General features: G+C 36.9%; 17 protein-coding genes. 7 read left to right on the top strand and 10 right to left on the bottom strand.

Features of this window, described 5'->3' with window-relative positions; all coding sequences use genetic code 11:
• The first annotated feature begins 23 nt into the window (after positions 1–23).
• Together ND855_RS17415 and ND855_RS17410 are read left to right on the top strand one after the other, a co-directional pair.
• Positions 24–323: a hypothetical protein gene (locus ND855_RS17415; protein ID WP_265359502.1), complete on the top strand. Its 300-nt coding sequence runs from the start codon at positions 24–26 to the stop codon at positions 321–323.
• Between the two features lie 18 nt (positions 324–341).
• On the top strand, positions 342–620 hold the full coding sequence (locus ND855_RS17410; RefSeq protein WP_265359501.1) for a hypothetical protein: 279 nt from the start codon (positions 342–344) through the stop codon (positions 618–620).
• 705 nt (positions 621–1,325) lie between these two features.
• Here ND855_RS17410 and ND855_RS17405 read toward each other — a convergent pair.
• From ND855_RS17405 to sthA, 5 genes are all read right to left on the bottom strand, one after another.
• Positions 1,326–1,724: a TIGR04452 family lipoprotein gene (locus ND855_RS17405; RefSeq protein WP_265359500.1), complete on the bottom strand. Its 399-nt coding sequence runs from the start codon at positions 1,722–1,724 to the stop codon at positions 1,326–1,328.
• 307 nt (positions 1,725–2,031) lie between these two features.
• The gene (locus ND855_RS17400) at positions 2,032–2,583 is read right to left on the bottom strand and encodes a methyl-accepting chemotaxis protein (protein ID WP_100715899.1); all 552 of its coding nucleotides are present in this window, start codon (positions 2,581–2,583) and stop codon (positions 2,032–2,034) included.
• A gap of 80 nt (positions 2,584–2,663) precedes the next feature.
• Positions 2,664–3,704, bottom strand: coding sequence for a FecR family protein (locus tag ND855_RS17395; protein WP_265359499.1), 1,041 nt, complete (start codon positions 3,702–3,704; stop codon positions 2,664–2,666).
• Between the two features lie 5 nt (positions 3,705–3,709).
• On the bottom strand, positions 3,710–4,207 hold the full coding sequence (locus ND855_RS17390) for an RNA polymerase sigma factor (protein WP_083930052.1): 498 nt from the start codon (positions 4,205–4,207) through the stop codon (positions 3,710–3,712).
• Positions 4,208–4,330: 123 nt separating this feature from the next.
• Complete coding sequence (sthA, locus tag ND855_RS17385) at positions 4,331–5,734, bottom strand: Si-specific NAD(P)(+) transhydrogenase (protein WP_265359498.1); 1,404 nt, start codon at positions 5,732–5,734, stop codon at positions 4,331–4,333.
• Positions 5,735–5,911: 177 nt separating this feature from the next.
• On the opposite strand from sthA, the gene ND855_RS17380 reads away from it, so the two are divergent.
• The 3 genes from ND855_RS17380 (at position 5,912) to ND855_RS17370 (ending at position 9,903) form a co-directional block, all read left to right on the top strand.
• Positions 5,912–8,683, top strand: coding sequence for an adenylate/guanylate cyclase domain-containing protein (locus ND855_RS17380; RefSeq protein WP_322113584.1), 2,772 nt, complete (start codon positions 5,912–5,914; stop codon positions 8,681–8,683).
• 120 nt (positions 8,684–8,803) lie between these two features.
• Complete coding sequence (locus tag ND855_RS17375; protein ID WP_265359496.1) at positions 8,804–9,439, top strand: peroxiredoxin; 636 nt, start codon at positions 8,804–8,806, stop codon at positions 9,437–9,439.
• Positions 9,440–9,486: 47 nt separating this feature from the next.
• On the top strand, positions 9,487–9,903 hold the full coding sequence (locus ND855_RS17370) for an OsmC family protein (protein ID WP_265359495.1): 417 nt from the start codon (positions 9,487–9,489) through the stop codon (positions 9,901–9,903).
• A gap of 56 nt (positions 9,904–9,959) precedes the next feature.
• Here ND855_RS17370 and ND855_RS17365 read toward each other — a convergent pair whose 3' ends face one another.
• The 3 genes from ND855_RS17365 to dinB all read right to left on the bottom strand — a co-directional run bounded on the left by ND855_RS17365 (position 9,960) and on the right by dinB (position 12,575).
• Positions 9,960–10,718, bottom strand: coding sequence for a DUF547 domain-containing protein (locus ND855_RS17365; RefSeq protein WP_291879339.1), 759 nt, complete (start codon positions 10,716–10,718; stop codon positions 9,960–9,962).
• A gap of 69 nt (positions 10,719–10,787) precedes the next feature.
• A complete protein-coding gene (locus ND855_RS17360; RefSeq protein ID WP_265359493.1) occupies positions 10,788–11,489 on the bottom strand; it encodes an alpha/beta hydrolase in 702 nt (233 codons plus the stop codon).
• Between the two features lie 3 nt (positions 11,490–11,492).
• A complete protein-coding gene (dinB, locus tag ND855_RS17355) occupies positions 11,493–12,575 on the bottom strand; it encodes a DNA polymerase IV (protein WP_456152069.1) in 1,083 nt (360 codons plus the stop codon).
• Between the two features lie 67 nt (positions 12,576–12,642).
• Between dinB and ND855_RS17350 the strand changes: the two genes are divergently transcribed.
• Positions 12,643–13,776, top strand: coding sequence for a PP2C family protein-serine/threonine phosphatase (locus ND855_RS17350; protein ID WP_265359491.1), 1,134 nt, complete (start codon positions 12,643–12,645; stop codon positions 13,774–13,776).
• The gene (locus tag ND855_RS17345; protein ID WP_265359490.1) at positions 13,773–15,767 is read left to right on the top strand and encodes a PAS domain-containing sensor histidine kinase; all 1,995 of its coding nucleotides are present in this window, start codon (positions 13,773–13,775) and stop codon (positions 15,765–15,767) included. The genes ND855_RS17350 and ND855_RS17345 overlap by 4 nt, the downstream gene beginning before the upstream one ends.
• A gap of 3 nt (positions 15,768–15,770) precedes the next feature.
• On the opposite strand, the gene ND855_RS17340 is transcribed toward ND855_RS17345, so the two are convergent.
• Positions 15,771–16,166 carry an ExbD/TolR family protein gene (locus tag ND855_RS17340; protein WP_265359489.1) on the bottom strand — a complete coding sequence of 132 codons (396 nt, stop codon included), beginning with the start codon at positions 16,164–16,166 and terminating at the stop codon, positions 15,771–15,773.
• The gene (locus ND855_RS17335; RefSeq protein ID WP_407658760.1) at positions 16,163–16,498 is read right to left on the bottom strand and encodes a MotA/TolQ/ExbB proton channel family protein; all 336 of its coding nucleotides are present in this window, start codon (positions 16,496–16,498) and stop codon (positions 16,163–16,165) included. The genes ND855_RS17340 and ND855_RS17335 overlap by 4 nt, the downstream gene beginning before the upstream one ends.
• Positions 16,499–16,593 lie beyond the last annotated feature (95 nt).

Here is a 16,593-nt window from a genome sequence, read left to right as displayed (position 1 = left end):
GTGCGCAAGGGGTGAAGGAAAGTATGCCAGAACGTAAAAAACCAATACTAACAAATGTTCCAATGAAACCAATCGCAAATCGCGGTGACTACATTGTTGGGACAGAAAAAGAGTTATCTACAGAAGAATGGAAACAACTTCTCCAGGGATTCGGTAATTACCAGTTGGAACTCCAGATTAAAATGAAACCTGCTTATAGAATCCAATTCGAATCGGATCCTGGATTAGAAAAATTAAAAATGGAGCTAAAACAAAGTCCTTCCATCCGGTATGTGGAAACGAATGCCATCCTCGAGAAAAAAAATTCCACTTCAAATCCATAAAATTGTCTAAGTACCAACGTGATCATTCGACATTCTTTTCTCGTTTTAGTTTTACTCTTCTTAATCCAATGTACGAAGACCAGTGAGTCTTATGAAAAATGTGAACGTGCGGATTTAGATTATTTAGCATGTTCACTTGTGATTTACCAATCGTATACGTATTGTTCAGAATCCGCTTCCGCAGTCACAGGGAGTACCGAAATCAAAGCATCTGCTAAATTCCAATGTGATGCAGAAAGGTTGGTAGGTTCCTATCTTTGTGAAGACTTAAAGAAAAAAGCCTGTGGAACAAAATAAGGTTCGATTAGAATAGATTTCAATTTTAAGCTTTATCGATCCTAAAGTGATCGATTGTTGCGAAAATCACTTGTCATTCGGATCGAAATGTTCCGAAGATTCGGATACCATCCTGCTTCTTCTCTAATGTAATCCATGTGAGTGATCTAAAGTGTTACCGATGTGCCTTTCTGCACAAAGCAGTAACACTTGTTATGCGACATAAGATTGATTATGGGAAGTAACTCACTGCATCACGTAATCATCTACAAAGAAACACTATTTGTTGTATTGGAAACAAATTCAGAATCAGTCATACAGAAACAGCGAACGGAGGTGCCTCGCAATTGGAATCTACATTCGAACCTCTCTCCCGAAATGCGATCCCGCTCTACGCTCCAATCTTTCGCGATGCGAAAGGATTTCCGCTACGATCGGTGGCGAAACCAAAACAAAATGAATTCATTTGGATTCAGATAGTTTTTATTTTTATTAATGCCAATTCATTTCAGTTAGGTGATGGATAGATAGGTGGTTGAAATGATCAAAACATGAACTAAAGTATAAAAAAAATTGGGAGATTTTGAGACTAAGTTGAAAGAATGAGGAAATTCTGTTAGGTTGAATTTGGGAAAAAAGCCCACAAGGCCCACCTCCACCACCCAACTCAGGGCGGGGGCCGCCCTGAGTTATATGTGACATAGAATTATTATGTAGATTTTTTGTTTATTTCAAAAAATCAAAGGTAGTGACTTCCTCAATTTTGCAAGAGAGTTCGACTGAAGCATAATTGGGAAGTGCTAATCCTAGAATATAGATATTCTTTACACAAGCTTCTACTCCATCTCGTTTATAATACTTATCAGGATTAATTTCTGCAAGGATTGGAATCAAAACACCGTTGAGAAGTGCTGAAGATGCTTCTGCTCCAGATGAGTTCACTCCCAGGGGAGCAAATTTGACACCATCAATTCTTTTCGAAGCTTGGAGAAGTTCTGCCTTTGCATCGGATCCTAAGATATTGTCATTACTGAGCCTAGCAAGCGTTGGCTGGTTACAATTTGTTACTAAGATCATTCCCAAAAGAATGATACCTACGAGAATCGATTTTCCAGATTGTTTCATATCGGAAAAAGTGTACCCCTATTCATTTAGTAAAGTCAATCGGAATCAAGAATCGGATGTTTGCCTTTTGGAAAATGAATTCAATTTGGGTTTGAATCAAAAAAAACGATTTGGATGTTTTCAAATCTCAATTAGATTTGGTGCCAAATATGAACTTTTGTTCGTAATTTTTTCAGATGTGTAGGATGGAGTGGACGATTTGTTTGAAATATGTTAAGGTTGGATTTGGGAAAAAGACCCACAAGGCCCACCTCCACCACCCAATTCGGGGCGGGGGCCGCCCCTACTTTCATGTGACATAGAAATATTATGTAGACTTCTTGTTTTGGTCGTTCATCCTCTTTTGGATCACTTCATTCAAAACTTCTACTAACTCTTGGAATTCATCCCCTTTTCGAATCCGAATGGTTTCAATTGGGTCTCCAGATGCCATTCTCTGCAAAGAACGTTTGATGCTAAAGACAGGACCTGCCATCTTATGTGATTTGAAAATGGAGAAAACTGTGATTAACAATAAATACAAGACAGACAGTGTCACCACAGCATCAAATTGGATGGTGTATAAATTCAGTTGGTGGTCGTAATTGGGCAGATAAATTTCACGTGGTACAAACTTTTCTTTCGCTTCTCCAGGTGCCGCATCTTCGTTTTCGACTTTCCAATACACAGTTTGTGCATCCTGACGAAGGCGGAACACTGCCCCACCATCATATTTGGATTGGTTCAACCAATATAAGAACAAAAGAGTGACAATCACCCCAGAAATAAACAGAAGAGAATAATGTGCTAAGAATTTTAATTGGAATTCTTTATCGATGAGATAACGAAATCGAAAGTTTTTTTTGTGATTCTCTGGCATAATTTCCTTTATATGGTCTTACAGGTATTCGGTAAAGAGCCTTTCAGAAAAAGGAAATCTTGTCAAAAAACTTATGATTTTTAACGGATTTTTTCGGTTTCGAGAATGTTTTTGATGGGGATTTCGATTTTTCCATCCATTCCTTGGAAGTGGAGATGGGTTTCCGATTGTCCTAAAATCACACCTCGGTATTCCGTTCCATCCTCTAAACGAACCAATTCTAATCGAGAATGTTCACGGTAAAGTAATGACTCTTTGGCCAGTATGGATTGGGTATAAAACGCTTTGAGTTCCTTATCTTCTTTGGAACTCACTTGAGAAGCAATAACTGGGAACGACTCTCCTTGTTTAACAACTGCTTGTTGTTTCGCATTTAGGATTAATTCACCAAAGGCAACAGATCCTTCTCGTACCGCAACAGTTTCCACAACTCCGTCGTATGAAATGCTGAAAATAGTCCCACGAACTTGCGTAAGGTGTTCGCCTGCTTGGACAGTAAACTCACTGTCTTTCGAAAGTTTGGAAACAGAAGCAAAAAGTTTCCCTTTTTTCACAGAGAACTTTTGTGAATAGGATCCCGTATCAGATTTTTGTAATGACTGAACAATGACTTCCGATTGCGGATTGATTCGGATCCAAGAACCAGTTTCAAACTGTAAGTCTACTTGGGATGCTAGTTCTGTAGAAATGATATCTCCAGAAGTGATTTGGTACTTTTCAACCAAAGGTACTTTTGTTGTACTACCAGCTGGAAAAATAAAAACCTTCCCTTTAAGCTGGGATACAGAAACAGAAAGAGGAGAAAGGATCTGGCGTTTTTTTTCCACCACTGCCGAGGAAGAGACCTCGTTAGAAGTGGGATTCTGTTTGATGATAAAGGCAAAGAATATGGCGGCGGCGATGGCAAAACTAGTCCCTCCCACAAGGGTAAGTCCCGCTGGTTTCCGAAAAAAGGATAGGACTTTGTTTGGTCTAGAGGGTGAATCACTCCATTCTTGGCGAGGGGAACGTGTAGCCAAAGTTTCCCAATTTGGGAATTCCACTTGCTCAGTCACCTTCGACGGTTTTCGTAAAAGGGCTTCCAACGCTTCTATGTGTTTTTGGTCTTCAAATTCGCTCATTCGTTTTAATCTGGAACCAGATTTTCCCTTTTTGCTATGGCCAATACTTTCTCAGTGGCTTTGATGACAAGCCTAGAGGCGGTGGAAACAGAAACTCCTAAGATCTCTGCGATTTGAACGAGTTGGAATCCTTCTACGTTTTTGAGTAATAATGCTGACCTTTCATCTTCCGAAAGTTCTCCTAGAAACGAATACAACCGGTCTTCCAAATCTTGGTATTCCGCTTTTGTTTCTAATTTGGGATTGTGACTGTGGAATTCGATTTCATCAGAAGCAATTTCCCTAGACGTGGAAAATTTTTTAGCATAATTAATGGATAAATTGCGAGCAATGGTGTACAGAACCATGACGGACTTCTCTTCCGAGAGACCAGCATTGCCATAATGTTTATGGAAACTTAAAAAGCTGTCTTGCATCAAATCCATGGCTGTGTCCGCGTTTTGAGTGTACTTATAAAGAAAGTCAAAAATTCGTTTATGACTTCTTTCGTAGATTTGACTCATGGAGACAGAATTGTCGGACACAATCTTGTATGTGTTCGTAAAACCGAGTCTCTGACAAGTAAAATCCCATTCCTCTCTGTAAAAGAAAACAATTAGGGGACCTCAGATTCTCAAAAACTCAGATTATTTTTCGCGTAAAAGGGCATCGTTTGCAGCATTTTTATAAGCCCCAATCATAGTTGGGTAATTAAAAATATGTTCTGTGAAATACTCAATAGGCGCTTTTAGGTTCACTACACATTGCCCAAGTGTTATGAGTTCTGTTGCTTTGTCTGAAATGATATGAACACCAAGAACCCGCCTCGATTGTTTATCGAATAGAATTTTGAGTAATCCAACTTGGTCTCCGCTGATTTGAGCCCTAGTGATAGTATCAAATTTAGCAAGACCAACTCCATAGGAAACCCCTCGTTTTTTCAAAGCTTCTTCTGTAGGACCTATCGTTGCAATTTCTGGTAGTGTATAAATTCCAATCGGGAATTCTTCCGCATCTACAGGGACAGAAGGATGACCAAACATATGTTTTGCGACATAAGCACCTTGGTACATTGATACTGATGCTAAACTAGGAAATCCAATCACATCTCCACAAGCGTAAATAGTGGGAACATTGGTTTGGTAATTCTCATTCACTTGGATTTGTTTTCTGTCATTTGGAATGATCCCTACAGATTCCAGTCCCAAATTATCAACATTTCCAAGCCTTCCTCGTGAAATTAGGACCTGGTTGACTCTCACCACCTCACCTTTATTAGTTGTAAGTTCAAAACCTTCTTCATCGGAAATTTTTTTATAATTGGTGATCGATGAATCGACATGGATTTGTATTCCTGCATTTTCCATGATCCTTGTCATTTCGTTAGATATATCTTCATCTAAAAAACCTAGAATCCGATTTTGGGAATCAAATAGGTGCACTTTGACTCCAATATGAGCAAAAATGGTAGCATACTCGGAACCAATGATTCCAGCTCCAATCACAGCTAATGTGCTTGGCAACTTTTTCATCGCAAACAAACCATCACTATCGTAAACTAATCCTTCTTCAAAAGGAATATTTTCATTCGATGGTCGTCTTGGGCTACTGCCAGTTGCAATGAGAATGTTTTCTGTTTCGTAAACTTTTTTCCTTCCCGCCGAGTCCGTTACTTCGACCCGGTTTGGATCTACAATTTTTCCCCAACCTGTGAGAGTTGTGACTCGGTTTTGGATCATCTGTTCCCGGGTCACATCTTCTTCTTTTTCGATGACAGTGGAGGCACGAAACATTAACTCCTGGAGAGTGAGTTGTGTTGTTTGTGGGGATTGTAATCCGTGTAGATTGGAAAGTTTTAAGTTCCTGTAGAACCGACTCGTTTCCTGGAGAGATTTGGAAGGGATTGTCCCCCAATGGACACAACCACCACCTAAATAAGGATCTTTTTCAATGATAGCAGCCTTTTTGCCGAGTTTACTTGCTTGGATAGCAGCTTTTTGAGCGGCAGGACCGCCCCCGATAGCGATTAAATCAAATCGATTGATAGACATTGGATAAAAGAACGCTACCGAGAAAGTGAAAAATAGCAAGCAAAAATGCTGTTTGAATCGATTTGGGAAGGATTCGTTAGTAATCTTCACCTAACAAACTTAAAGTCGAAAGACAAAAAATCTTGCAATTGCATTTTGCCTTTTTATTCTTTTGTAGAGCCTATGGAATTTTTAAAAATGATTCAGTCGGGAATGTTATCCCTTTGGAAGATCCTATCGGAAGGGATTCGCGCAAAACTTGCTTGGTTTACAGGAACTCTGATTGCATTAACCATTTTACTTTTGTCCATCATCACCGTCCGCCAACAAACAGCGATCCTTTCCGAAAGTTATGAAAAACAAGCCGCTGTTTCAAAGAACTTTATCGCCGGCCTTGTGATGGAGATTGAATCTATCTCCCAAAATTTAATTCGGATCGAAGAGTTCAAATCAAGAATTGAAAAACAACAGGAAGAATTAAAAAAATACCAAACAGCAAAACTTGTTACGAAGAAAAAAACGGTTTCTGTTTTTGGATTCAAAACCAATTTATTTGGTTCCCTTGGTTCTTCTAAAGTTCTTAAGAAATTTGATACATTTTTTTCGGTCTACTTAACCAAAGATGATGTAACAATGTTAGAACGAGAAATTCGCCAACAGCTAAGGGAAGCATCTAATCGAAATATCAGCGAACGAGATTGGAATACATTAGTCAATCTTGCTGCAGCGTATGTAAAAAATGAAGAAAAGTATTTAGATATCATCAAACAACCTACTCCCGAGGAAAATGAAGCAAAATCAAAATGGGAACTCGATATCAAAAATATCAAAAAAGAAATCCGGAATCATAAATCCAAACTGGATCTTTACATCGCAAAGTTTTATGCGGACTCCAAAAAGAGAAAATTAGAAGAATTAGGACTCGATACTAAATTATTTCGGATCCAAACTTTTCCCATTTCAGCAATGATCCAAGGGGAAACATCCATTGCTTCATTTGACACTCAAATTATTGATAATACATCTCCGTTAGCAAAAATAGATCATTTTGACCAAATGGAAAGTAGTTTGGTAGATTCGTTTCAAAAACTCTCGGATGATATCACATCGGTTGAAGAAAACGAAAAACAATATGTTTATGAGTGGAGAGAAAGAGAAATCCAAGCACTTCATTCTCCCCTTTTCCGCCATCAAAACTCCACCAAACGTGCCTTTAACTTAATTGGCATCAAATCAAAATTAGGTGATCATAGAGAAGTGATCAAAGAAGATTACCGTATCACGAATGAACTTTCCCAACTCATCCCTAAATTAAGAGAAAGAATTCAATACTTAAAAAATGCAAAACCACCTATTCCACCTGCCAAAGACAAATTATTTACGAGTTATTATAAATCGTACAATGAACTAGTCTCAGATAGAGAAAAAATTTATGACGAAGTTTCATTGCGATATCCAATTTCCAAGGAACTAGAAGAAAAAATCGAGTCTTTACGAAGTTTACGTGATGTAACTTTAGAAGATTGGGTACTATTAAAGTTTAAAACAGATCCTTTAGAGTATGAAAAATACTACCAAGACCCTGAGGCAAGAGAAGAACAAAGGAATCGTTGGAAAGCCATTCGGAAATGGATCATCACTGCAGAACAAGAAACTCCTACAAAAGAACTCAAAAAACTCTTCCCTGATGGAAGTTTTGGTCATTCCCGAAGTGAATCAGAAGAAATTATGTGGAAGTTAGATGGAACACATTTATTAGAAGCTGAGAATGTTCCGTTGATGGTGTTACGTGATAACTTTTCGGGACTCATCCGAACGTTAGTGGATCGAACAGATGGAATCCGTGCCATCAAAGACAATCGAAACCAAATTGTATTCACTGCTATCACAATCTGTTTGGTTGCGATTTTATTCGCAATTTTTATCTCTGGGGTCGTTGTTCAAAAAATACGTAAAATCATTCGAAGTGCAGAAGATGTAGGGCAAGGGAATTTACACGTACATTTTGATGATGGTGGGAATGATGAATTTGGAAATCTTACAGTTGCTTTAAACCAAATGGTTTCAGGACTCAAAGAAAGGGAAAAAATGCGAGGGGTACTAGGAAGTATGGTGGACCCTGTTGTTGTGGGAGAAGCATTAAAGGATTTGGAAAAATTAAAACAAGGAAGTGAAAAAGTGATCACAGCTTTTTTCTCTGACATTGCAGGTTTTAGTACCATTTCTGAAAAACTTAATTCGAAGGAACTTGCTGACCTACTCAATGAATACCTTTCCGCAATGACACTCATCCTAAAACAACATGATGGAGTTTTGGATAAGTACATTGGGGATGCCATCGTTGGAATTTTTAATGCACCACTTGATGTTGAAAACCATTGTTTAAAAGCAGTTTCTGCTAGTGTGGAAATGAGAGACAAATTAGAAGGTCTCAAAAAAGAATGGATCCAAAATAATGCCTATATACCAGAAGCCCATGATATGAAATTCCGAATCGGACTTAACATGGGTTATGCGAAAGTTGGTTTTATGGGAACCGATGCTCTCGCTTCCTACACCATGATGGGAGATACAGTCAACCTAGCAGCAAGGCTTGAAGCAGCAGGTAAGGATTATGGAGTTTGTATCCTCGTTTCAGAATTTGTCCACGATGAAATCAAAGACCATTTTTTCACACGTAAACTTGATACTGTTCGTGTGAAAGGAAAATCCAAACCAGTCACTCTGTATGAAGTGAGATGCAAAAAGGGAGAAGAAACAGAAGAAGAGAAAAAATTCGTGAATGCATACGAAACAGCCCTATTCTCTTATTTTAATCGTAAATTTCCAGAAGCAAAACGGCAGTTCGAAACTCTATACCAGTCCTCTCACGATGAAGCTTGTAAACTTCTATTGGAACGTTGCCAATACTATATTGAAACTCCTCCAGAATTGGATTGGGACGGTTCGTTCACAAGGACTAAAAAGTAGGAAATACATAGTATTTTCTGCTAAAATAGACAAAGTATCCAATAAATTGTATAATTTTCTTGCTTTTGTCGATACGGTTTCAATATTGGGAAGTATCTGACCCTATAGGAGATACACGAGATGGCACTACGACTCGGCGATGAAGCACCCAATTTCCAAGCGGAAACTTCGGAAGGTAAAATTGACTTCCATGAATATTTAGGACAAAGTTGGGGGATTTTATTTTCTCATCCAAAAGACTACACTCCAGTTTGTACAACTGAGTTAGGTTATGTGGCTAAAATCAAACCTGAGTTTGAAAAAAGAAATGTCAAAGTGATCGCACTTTCCGTTGACCCTGTGGACAGCCATAAAGGTTGGATCTCTGATATCAACGAAACACAAAGCACAAATGTAAATTACCCAATCATAGCAGATGCTGATAAAAAAGTATCCAATTTATATGATATGATCCACCCAAATGCAAGCGAAACAACGACAGTTCGTTCCGTGTTTGTAGTAGGACCAGATAAAAAAGTAAAACTCACTCTTACTTACCCAGCTTCCACTGGAAGAAATTTTGATGAGTTACTTCGGGTCATTGATTCTTTACAACTCACGTCTCAATTTAGTGTTGCAACTCCTGCAAACTGGAAAGATGGAGAAGATACAATCATCGTTCCATCAGTTTCCGATGAAGATGCAAAGAAAAAATTCCCAAAAGGGTTTCGTACAATCAAACCTTATTTACGTTACACACCACAACCGAATAAATAGTGTAAAAGTGGCGGGGCAAAACACCCCGCCTGTGTGGAACATGATTTATGCACATTCATTTAAAACGTATCGAAGCCCCATTTGTCTTAGAAGCAACTAACGAAGTAGGCAATTCCATTCGGATTGATGCCTCACCCGAAATTGGTGGCAAAAATTCTGGTCCGAGGCCAATGGAACTTCTCATCATGGGACTTGCAGGTTGCAGTAGCATTGATGTCATCATGATCTTAAACAAATATCGCATTGAAGTGAAAGACTATTCAGTGGATGTGGAAGCGGACCGTGAAAAGGTAGACGAAGCCAATCTCTTCAAAAAAATCCATATGAAATTTTTTGTAAAAGGAGAATTCCAAGAATCACAAGTAAAACGAGCAATTGACTTGAGTTTAGAAAAGTATTGTTCCGTTGCAAAAACCTTGGAAAAAACCGCAACAATCACTTACGAACTAAAATTGGTTTCATAAATTTTACAAAACCAATCTATTATTACAAGTTTCGATCAATTGATCGAATTGGGTTCTTATTTCAATTCGTTTAGATCCCAATTGTATTCATTGTAAATGATTTTGGCATCCGGTTTGATCGTATCTTCAAATCCATCTTGTACAAATTGGATGAGTGACATCTTTTTGGTAAAGTCAGGTTGGAACCAGTTGAATATCTTACTTAAATACAGAGTATTTGTGTTCTTATCATAAGAATTTTTCTTAGGGTTTTTTAAGAACGTTAGTTTTGCTGTTTGTAATTGTTTTTCTAAGTTAACAGGTGTATACGCTTCGGATTGTAATATCGGGCATCCGATTGATGCACAAACGATTGCAAAATGGATCCTTGGTTCCATAAAATCTTTTCTCAGTTTTTCATGTTCAATCCAATCTAGGTGTCTGGACTTTCCAAGTAGATTAAAAAATTCTTTTTTCCAAGGAATCCCTCTAGCCAAATTGATTTTAGAAATTGGCGATCCAATGTCGGTGATACTGTCCACAGGGTAATGGTCCATTATCAATTTTACTGTAAATGCATTATAAGCATTGATTAAAAAACTGATTTTTTCTTTTTCAGAGAAGGATTGGTACTGACTGTCAGAAACTTTTGTTAGTTGGTCAAGGTAACCATTCAATTGGGATGAGTCAGAGATAAATCCTTTGTAAGAGACAAGTCCATTTTTGACATGTTTTTTGAGTAACGAGTCCCAAACACTATGTTTGTGATCAAAGTTCTGTGCAATTAGAGATTGGGACATCCCCAGAACGAAAAAAAGTGCAAAATAATGTTTCATAACAACCATCCAGAACTTAGACAGACCTGTTCCCCGATTGACACTTCAATTTTAAAGTTTGGCCTGGAATTAGGATAAACTATTCAGATAACGGCTAATCCCTTGGACCACCGGAGCAGGAATCTCGTGTCCTCCAGGGAAAGATATGAACTCTCCTAACAAACCTGAACCTCGAAGTAACTTTTCCAACTTTTTCGCATTGGCATAACCTAAAATGGGATCGTATTCGCCATGAGATTGGAAAAATCGTAAGTTTGATTTTTTTGGTGCCAAATCTTTCCAAAGAGATTCGTTGACTAAAGCACCAGAAAGGATCATTAATCCTTTGGACATAAGTTCATTTCGGAGTGTAATATCGGTAGCAAGCATTGCTCCTTGTGAAAAACCACCTAAGATCAATTGGTTCCATGGCACACCTAGAGCTTCTAACATCAAATATGCGGAAGCTCTTGCGATATCCATACCTTCTGGGTCTTTGTCTGCAAAATTTCGAAAATCATTTTTGCGTATCGCTTCTTCTAAGGCGGCCATATCAATCGGGAACCAGGCACGCCCTGAATACCCAGGCATCAGAGGAATACTCAAATGGCCATGTGGAAAAACCCAATTGAATTTTTGGTCTGTAACAAGAACTTCATGGATGGGATATAAATCAAATGCACTCGCACCATATCCATGAAACAAAACTACCGTGGGAGCATCAGGGTCTCCCTTTACTCTTAATACTTTTAATGGTCCTAAAGATTCTAAATCGTTTTCATCATCTAACATAAATTATCCGAATAAGGAAGGTTGGTCTTCCGAAGTTTCTTTTTCATAAAAATTGGTAACTGATAGTCCCAAAAGTCTAATTTTTTTTGGAGGATCAAAATTATCCTTCCAAACATTTGCCAACATGTTCGAGGATTGTTGGAAAAGGTTGTCTGCCAAGAAGAAAACAACGTCAGAAGTAATTGATTTTTGTTTTACTGTAAAATCTTCAAATTTTACTTTTAAGGTAAGTGTTTTACCTTTTTTGTTTTTTTTCAACATTCTCATTTCAAGTTCTTTTGAAAGAGATTCCAGTTTGAGTAAAAAATAAGAAAAATCTTCTGAATCATGAGTGAAAGTGGTTTCCACACCAATGGATTTGGGATCACGGGAAGGGACAACTTCTCTATCATCGATTCCCCTTGCCATCCGATAAAATACAGCACCCATTTTTCCAAATTCATGAACAAGAAATGATTCCTCTGCATTTCTCAAATCTTTCCCTTTTGAAAAACCTAAGTGTTGCAGTTTTTCAAAAGTTTTTTTCCCAATTCCAAAAAATTGGTACAAAGGTATTTCATCTAAGAAAGAAATTTCTTCCCCTGGTAAAACGACATACAATCCGTTTGGTTTATTTTTTTCGGAAGCCATCTTCGCCAAAAATTTGTTTGTTGCAACTCCGGCAGAACAAGTGAGCCCTGTGTTTTCCCAAATCTTTTTTCGAATTTCTTTGGCGATTGTACTGGCAAGTGGAATCTCTTGTTTGTTAATAGTTACATCCAAATAAGCTTCATCTAAAGATAAAGGTTCGACTAAATCAGTATATTCCAAAAAGATTCTACGAATTTCTTTTGAAACTGATTTATAAACATCAAATCGTGGAGGAGTAAAAATTGCATCAGGGCAAAGTTTGAATGCTTGGTAACATGAAATCGCTGATCGAATTCCAAATTTTCTAGCTTCGTAACTTGCAGCACAAACCACTCCCCTAGAATGCGGAGATCCACCAACAACCACTGGTTTCCCTCTCATTTCTGGGAAATCACGTTGTTCAACTGATGCATAAAATGCATCCATATCAATGTGGATGATCTTTCTCATTTGAATTAGGGAGAATTTTTATCTCCTAAAAAAACCTTGCCAAAAGTTTTTTGTAAATCATCCTTTTTGCATAGTGAATTCTAAATTAGCCGCAAAAATTTTAGTCGTTGATGATAATGAAACCAATATGGAAATCATCACCCATATTTTACTAGGCCAAGGTTATGAAGTTGCCGTTGCATACGACGGAGAGTATGCTTTAGAACTTGCGGATGTTTTGGATTTTGATCTGATATTACTCGATATATTATTGCCAGGAATCAGCGGACTCGAAGTGGCAAAACGACTTTTGGCAATGGAACGTCATAAAAATACACCTATCCTTTTTCTCTCAGCATTAAATGAAACAAGTGATATTGTAAAAGGTTTAGAAACTGGAGCTGTTGACTACATCACAAAACCATTCCAGGAATCAGAAATTTTAGCAAGGATTCGAACCCATCTCAAAATCAAAACGTTAGAAAAGGAACGGATTGATTTATTGTATGCCATTCAAAAAGATTTGGAGTTAGCAAAAACAAACCAAGAAAAACTGGTAACATTTCAATTCCCTCCATCTCCCTTGTATGAAATTTATACATCCTATAAACCTATGGATTTAGTTGGTGGGGATTTGATTACCTACGATGTCCTTCCTTCAGGAGATTTGGATATATTATTTGGTGATGTAACTGGTCATGGCATCGCCGCGGCAATGGTATCTCTAATGGCAATCATAACATTCAAAACAATGAACAAATCATTTTTGTCACCTAGCGAATGTTTATATTGGATTCACAACACACTCACTCCTTTAATTAGTACACATTTCATCAGTGCTATCTATATTCGTTACCGTGCTGAGGAAAACTTACTTTCTTATTCGATGGCAGGCCACCATAACATGTTTTTACTTCGAAAAGGAAATATTCAAAAATTGGGTACAAAAGGTTTTTGTCTAATGATGTTCCCAGATCAGTTGAATACAAGTAATGAAGACATCATACTACAATCCGGTGATCGATTGTTTTTATTTTCAGATGGTATGTTTGAAGTACCAAATGAAAAAGAAGAATATTTAGGAGATCAAAAATTTTCGGAACTTGTTGAAAAAAATCTCAATTTACCAGCTCAACAATTTTTAGATTCGATTTCGGAAGAAGTGCTAAAGTATTCCGAAGGAAAAGTTGCAGATGATATGACAATGTTATTACTTGAAGTAAAATGATAGAACAAATCATATCCATTGGAATTGCTTCTACCCTTTTGTATTTTGCATACTTTTATCATAATGCATACAGGAGGGAAAAAAAACTAAGGAAAATTTTATTCCGAAAGAATTTAATCAATGCTGAAGAAATTGAAAGAGTCATTCGCGAAAAAGAAAAACAATACCAAGATATATACGATACCGCAAATTCAATCATCATTCGTTGGAGTCCTGATTTTCGAATCCATTCTGTAAATCCCTATGCTGAAGAATTTTTTCAAATACCAAAGGACAAGGCAGAAGGAAAAGACTTAGTCCTGGATTTGTTTCGGATACCATTTGAAAAATCAAATGAAATCAAATCGTTATTATGGAACATCTTTCATCGTCCCGAACAAAACATTCGCCAAGAATTTGACGTGTATGTAGGTTTAGATGATAAAAGAACTGTTACTTGGTCCAATCGTATTTTGAAAAATGAATTCGGTTATCCACACGAAGTGTTATCAATTGGGATCGATATCACAAACAGAAAAATTGCCGAAGAGAACTTAATGAAATCCTATGAACGGATTCTGGATTTATATAATAATGCTCCTTGTGGTTATCACTCTCTAGACAAAGATAATATTCTAGTATCAATCAATGATACTGAATTGGATTGGTTGGGTTATTCAAGAGAAGAAATTGTTGGTAACTTTCGAATTAATGATTTATTAACCCCAAGTAGTTTCGAAAAATTCCAACAAATCATTCATTCATTTCCTCATGAAACTTTAACGGGAGTTGAATTAGAGTTTGTTAGAAAGGATAAATCCACCTTCTTTGTGAGTTTAAATTCTATTCCAACATATGATAAAAATGGGAATTTTGTGATTAGTAAATCGACTGTTTTTGATATCACTGACCGAAAACTCGCTGAAGATAAACTAAATGATTATTCGCAAAAAATCCAACTCCAAAACAAACGACTGCAAAAAGCAGTCGAAGCAGCGATCAAAGCGAACCAATCAAAATCAGTATTTTTTTCCAAAATCACTCATGAACTTCGAACACCATTACATGCAGTCATCGGATTCTCTCAAATCTTAGAAAAAGATCCTAATTTGCCTGACCATTTAAAAGGATATGTTAATTCCTTATACGAAAATGGTGTACATTTATTAGGAATGATCAATGATATATTAGATCTTTCTAAAATAGAAGCCGGTAAGATGACAGAGACTAGAGAAAAATTTTCTTTAATTCAATTATGGGACACATTATTTTCGATGTTTTCGTATCGATTTGCAGAAAAACAAATTCATTTTGAGCTACTAAAACCGGAAACAATTGAAAATAAATTTTATGAAGCAGACCTGCAAAAAATTAGACAAATATTAGTCAATTTACTCGGCAATTCGTTGAAATTTACTAACCAAGGATTCGTCAATTTGGAAATCCAGATTAAGCAAGGATTGGAACCTAATATTGATTTGGTTTGTTTTACTGTCAAAGACTCTGGCATTGGAATTCCTAAAGAGCAACTCCATTCTATATTTGAAGCTTTCCAACAAACAGAACAAGGTAGTTCCTACCAAGAAGGGACAGGACTTGGTCTCTCCATATCCCATCAACTAGTTGATTTTTTGGGTGGAACTATCCATGTAGACAGTGAATTGAACCAAGGTTCTACTTTTGTATTTGAATTACCTCTTCTACGGTTGATTGAAATTCCAAATGACCTCATTCAGAAATCAAAAATTGGCCCTACAAATTCTAAAGAAGTTTGGCATATAACAAAGGTTGACGAAAGAGAAAAAGAATATGTACAGGACTTCCTAAATTCAGAAGAAAATCAGTTTAAAAATGAAATTTTACAATTGATTAAAATCCAAAACTTCGGCCAATTATTACAACTACTTGGCAAAATCCCTTCGGAAGAAAAAGGGAAAACCATTTTACTCGAAAAAGTGAAGAACAAACGATACAAGTTTTTAATCGATTTGGTTCAATCTTCTTCCCTTTAAAGGTCATTGTTTTTCAGTTTTGATGTCTATTTTTTGGTAATTTTTTTGTTTTAAAATGTCTGTGACTGTAACAAAAGTTCCAAATTCGATGTGTTGGTGTACTTCTAAGATTACAGTTTTGTTTGGATCAGAATTGATCTCTAAGGTTTTTACAAATTTATCCATATCCATTTTGGTATCATCCTTATATAGATCACCACTAGCTCTGATTTGAATTTTGAAAGCATAGGTTTCATTTCCAATACTTTCGGTTTTTGATTTGGGTAAATCCAATGAGAGGGATGATGTTGGTTCTGAAAATCGAACAGCTAACATTAAAAAGATTAAAAGGATAAACAAAACATCAATCAAACTACTAATATCAATTCCTGATTCTTGTTTAGGTTTTCTGAGTTTCATTCTGTTTTGGTATGGTCTTTTGCGATCAGTTCCGATATATATCGAATTTTATTCTCAATGATTCGATGGAAAAACAAGGAAGGGATAGCTACAAGTAACCCAGCGATAGTAGTATTCAAAGCATCTTTGATTCCACCTGCCAATACTTCCAAACTTACCTTTTTTTGGGCTTCCATTTCACCAAAGGCAGTGTTGATCCCAATCACTGTTCCAAGTAAACCAAGTAACATGGCTAAGGAAGCTATGGTTGGGAACCAATGGGTAGTTCGTTCTAAGGGAGAAAAAAACAGATCCAACTCATCTTCAGATGGTACTTTCGGGAAACAGTTCATTCTTGTTTCCTTTTCTTCCAATTTTCGAAATCCAAGGAACAATCGCAAAAAAGAAGCCAAAGAAATCATCGAAAAAGCCAAAAGAAGAATAAAAA

It is taken from the genome of Leptospira paudalimensis (assembly GCF_026151345.1).
GTDB lineage: Bacteria > Spirochaetota > Leptospiria > Leptospirales > Leptospiraceae > Leptospira_A > Leptospira_A paudalimensis.
The sequence above is the reverse complement of the archived record's forward strand: the minus strand, read 5'-3'. Positions and strand labels throughout refer to the sequence as shown.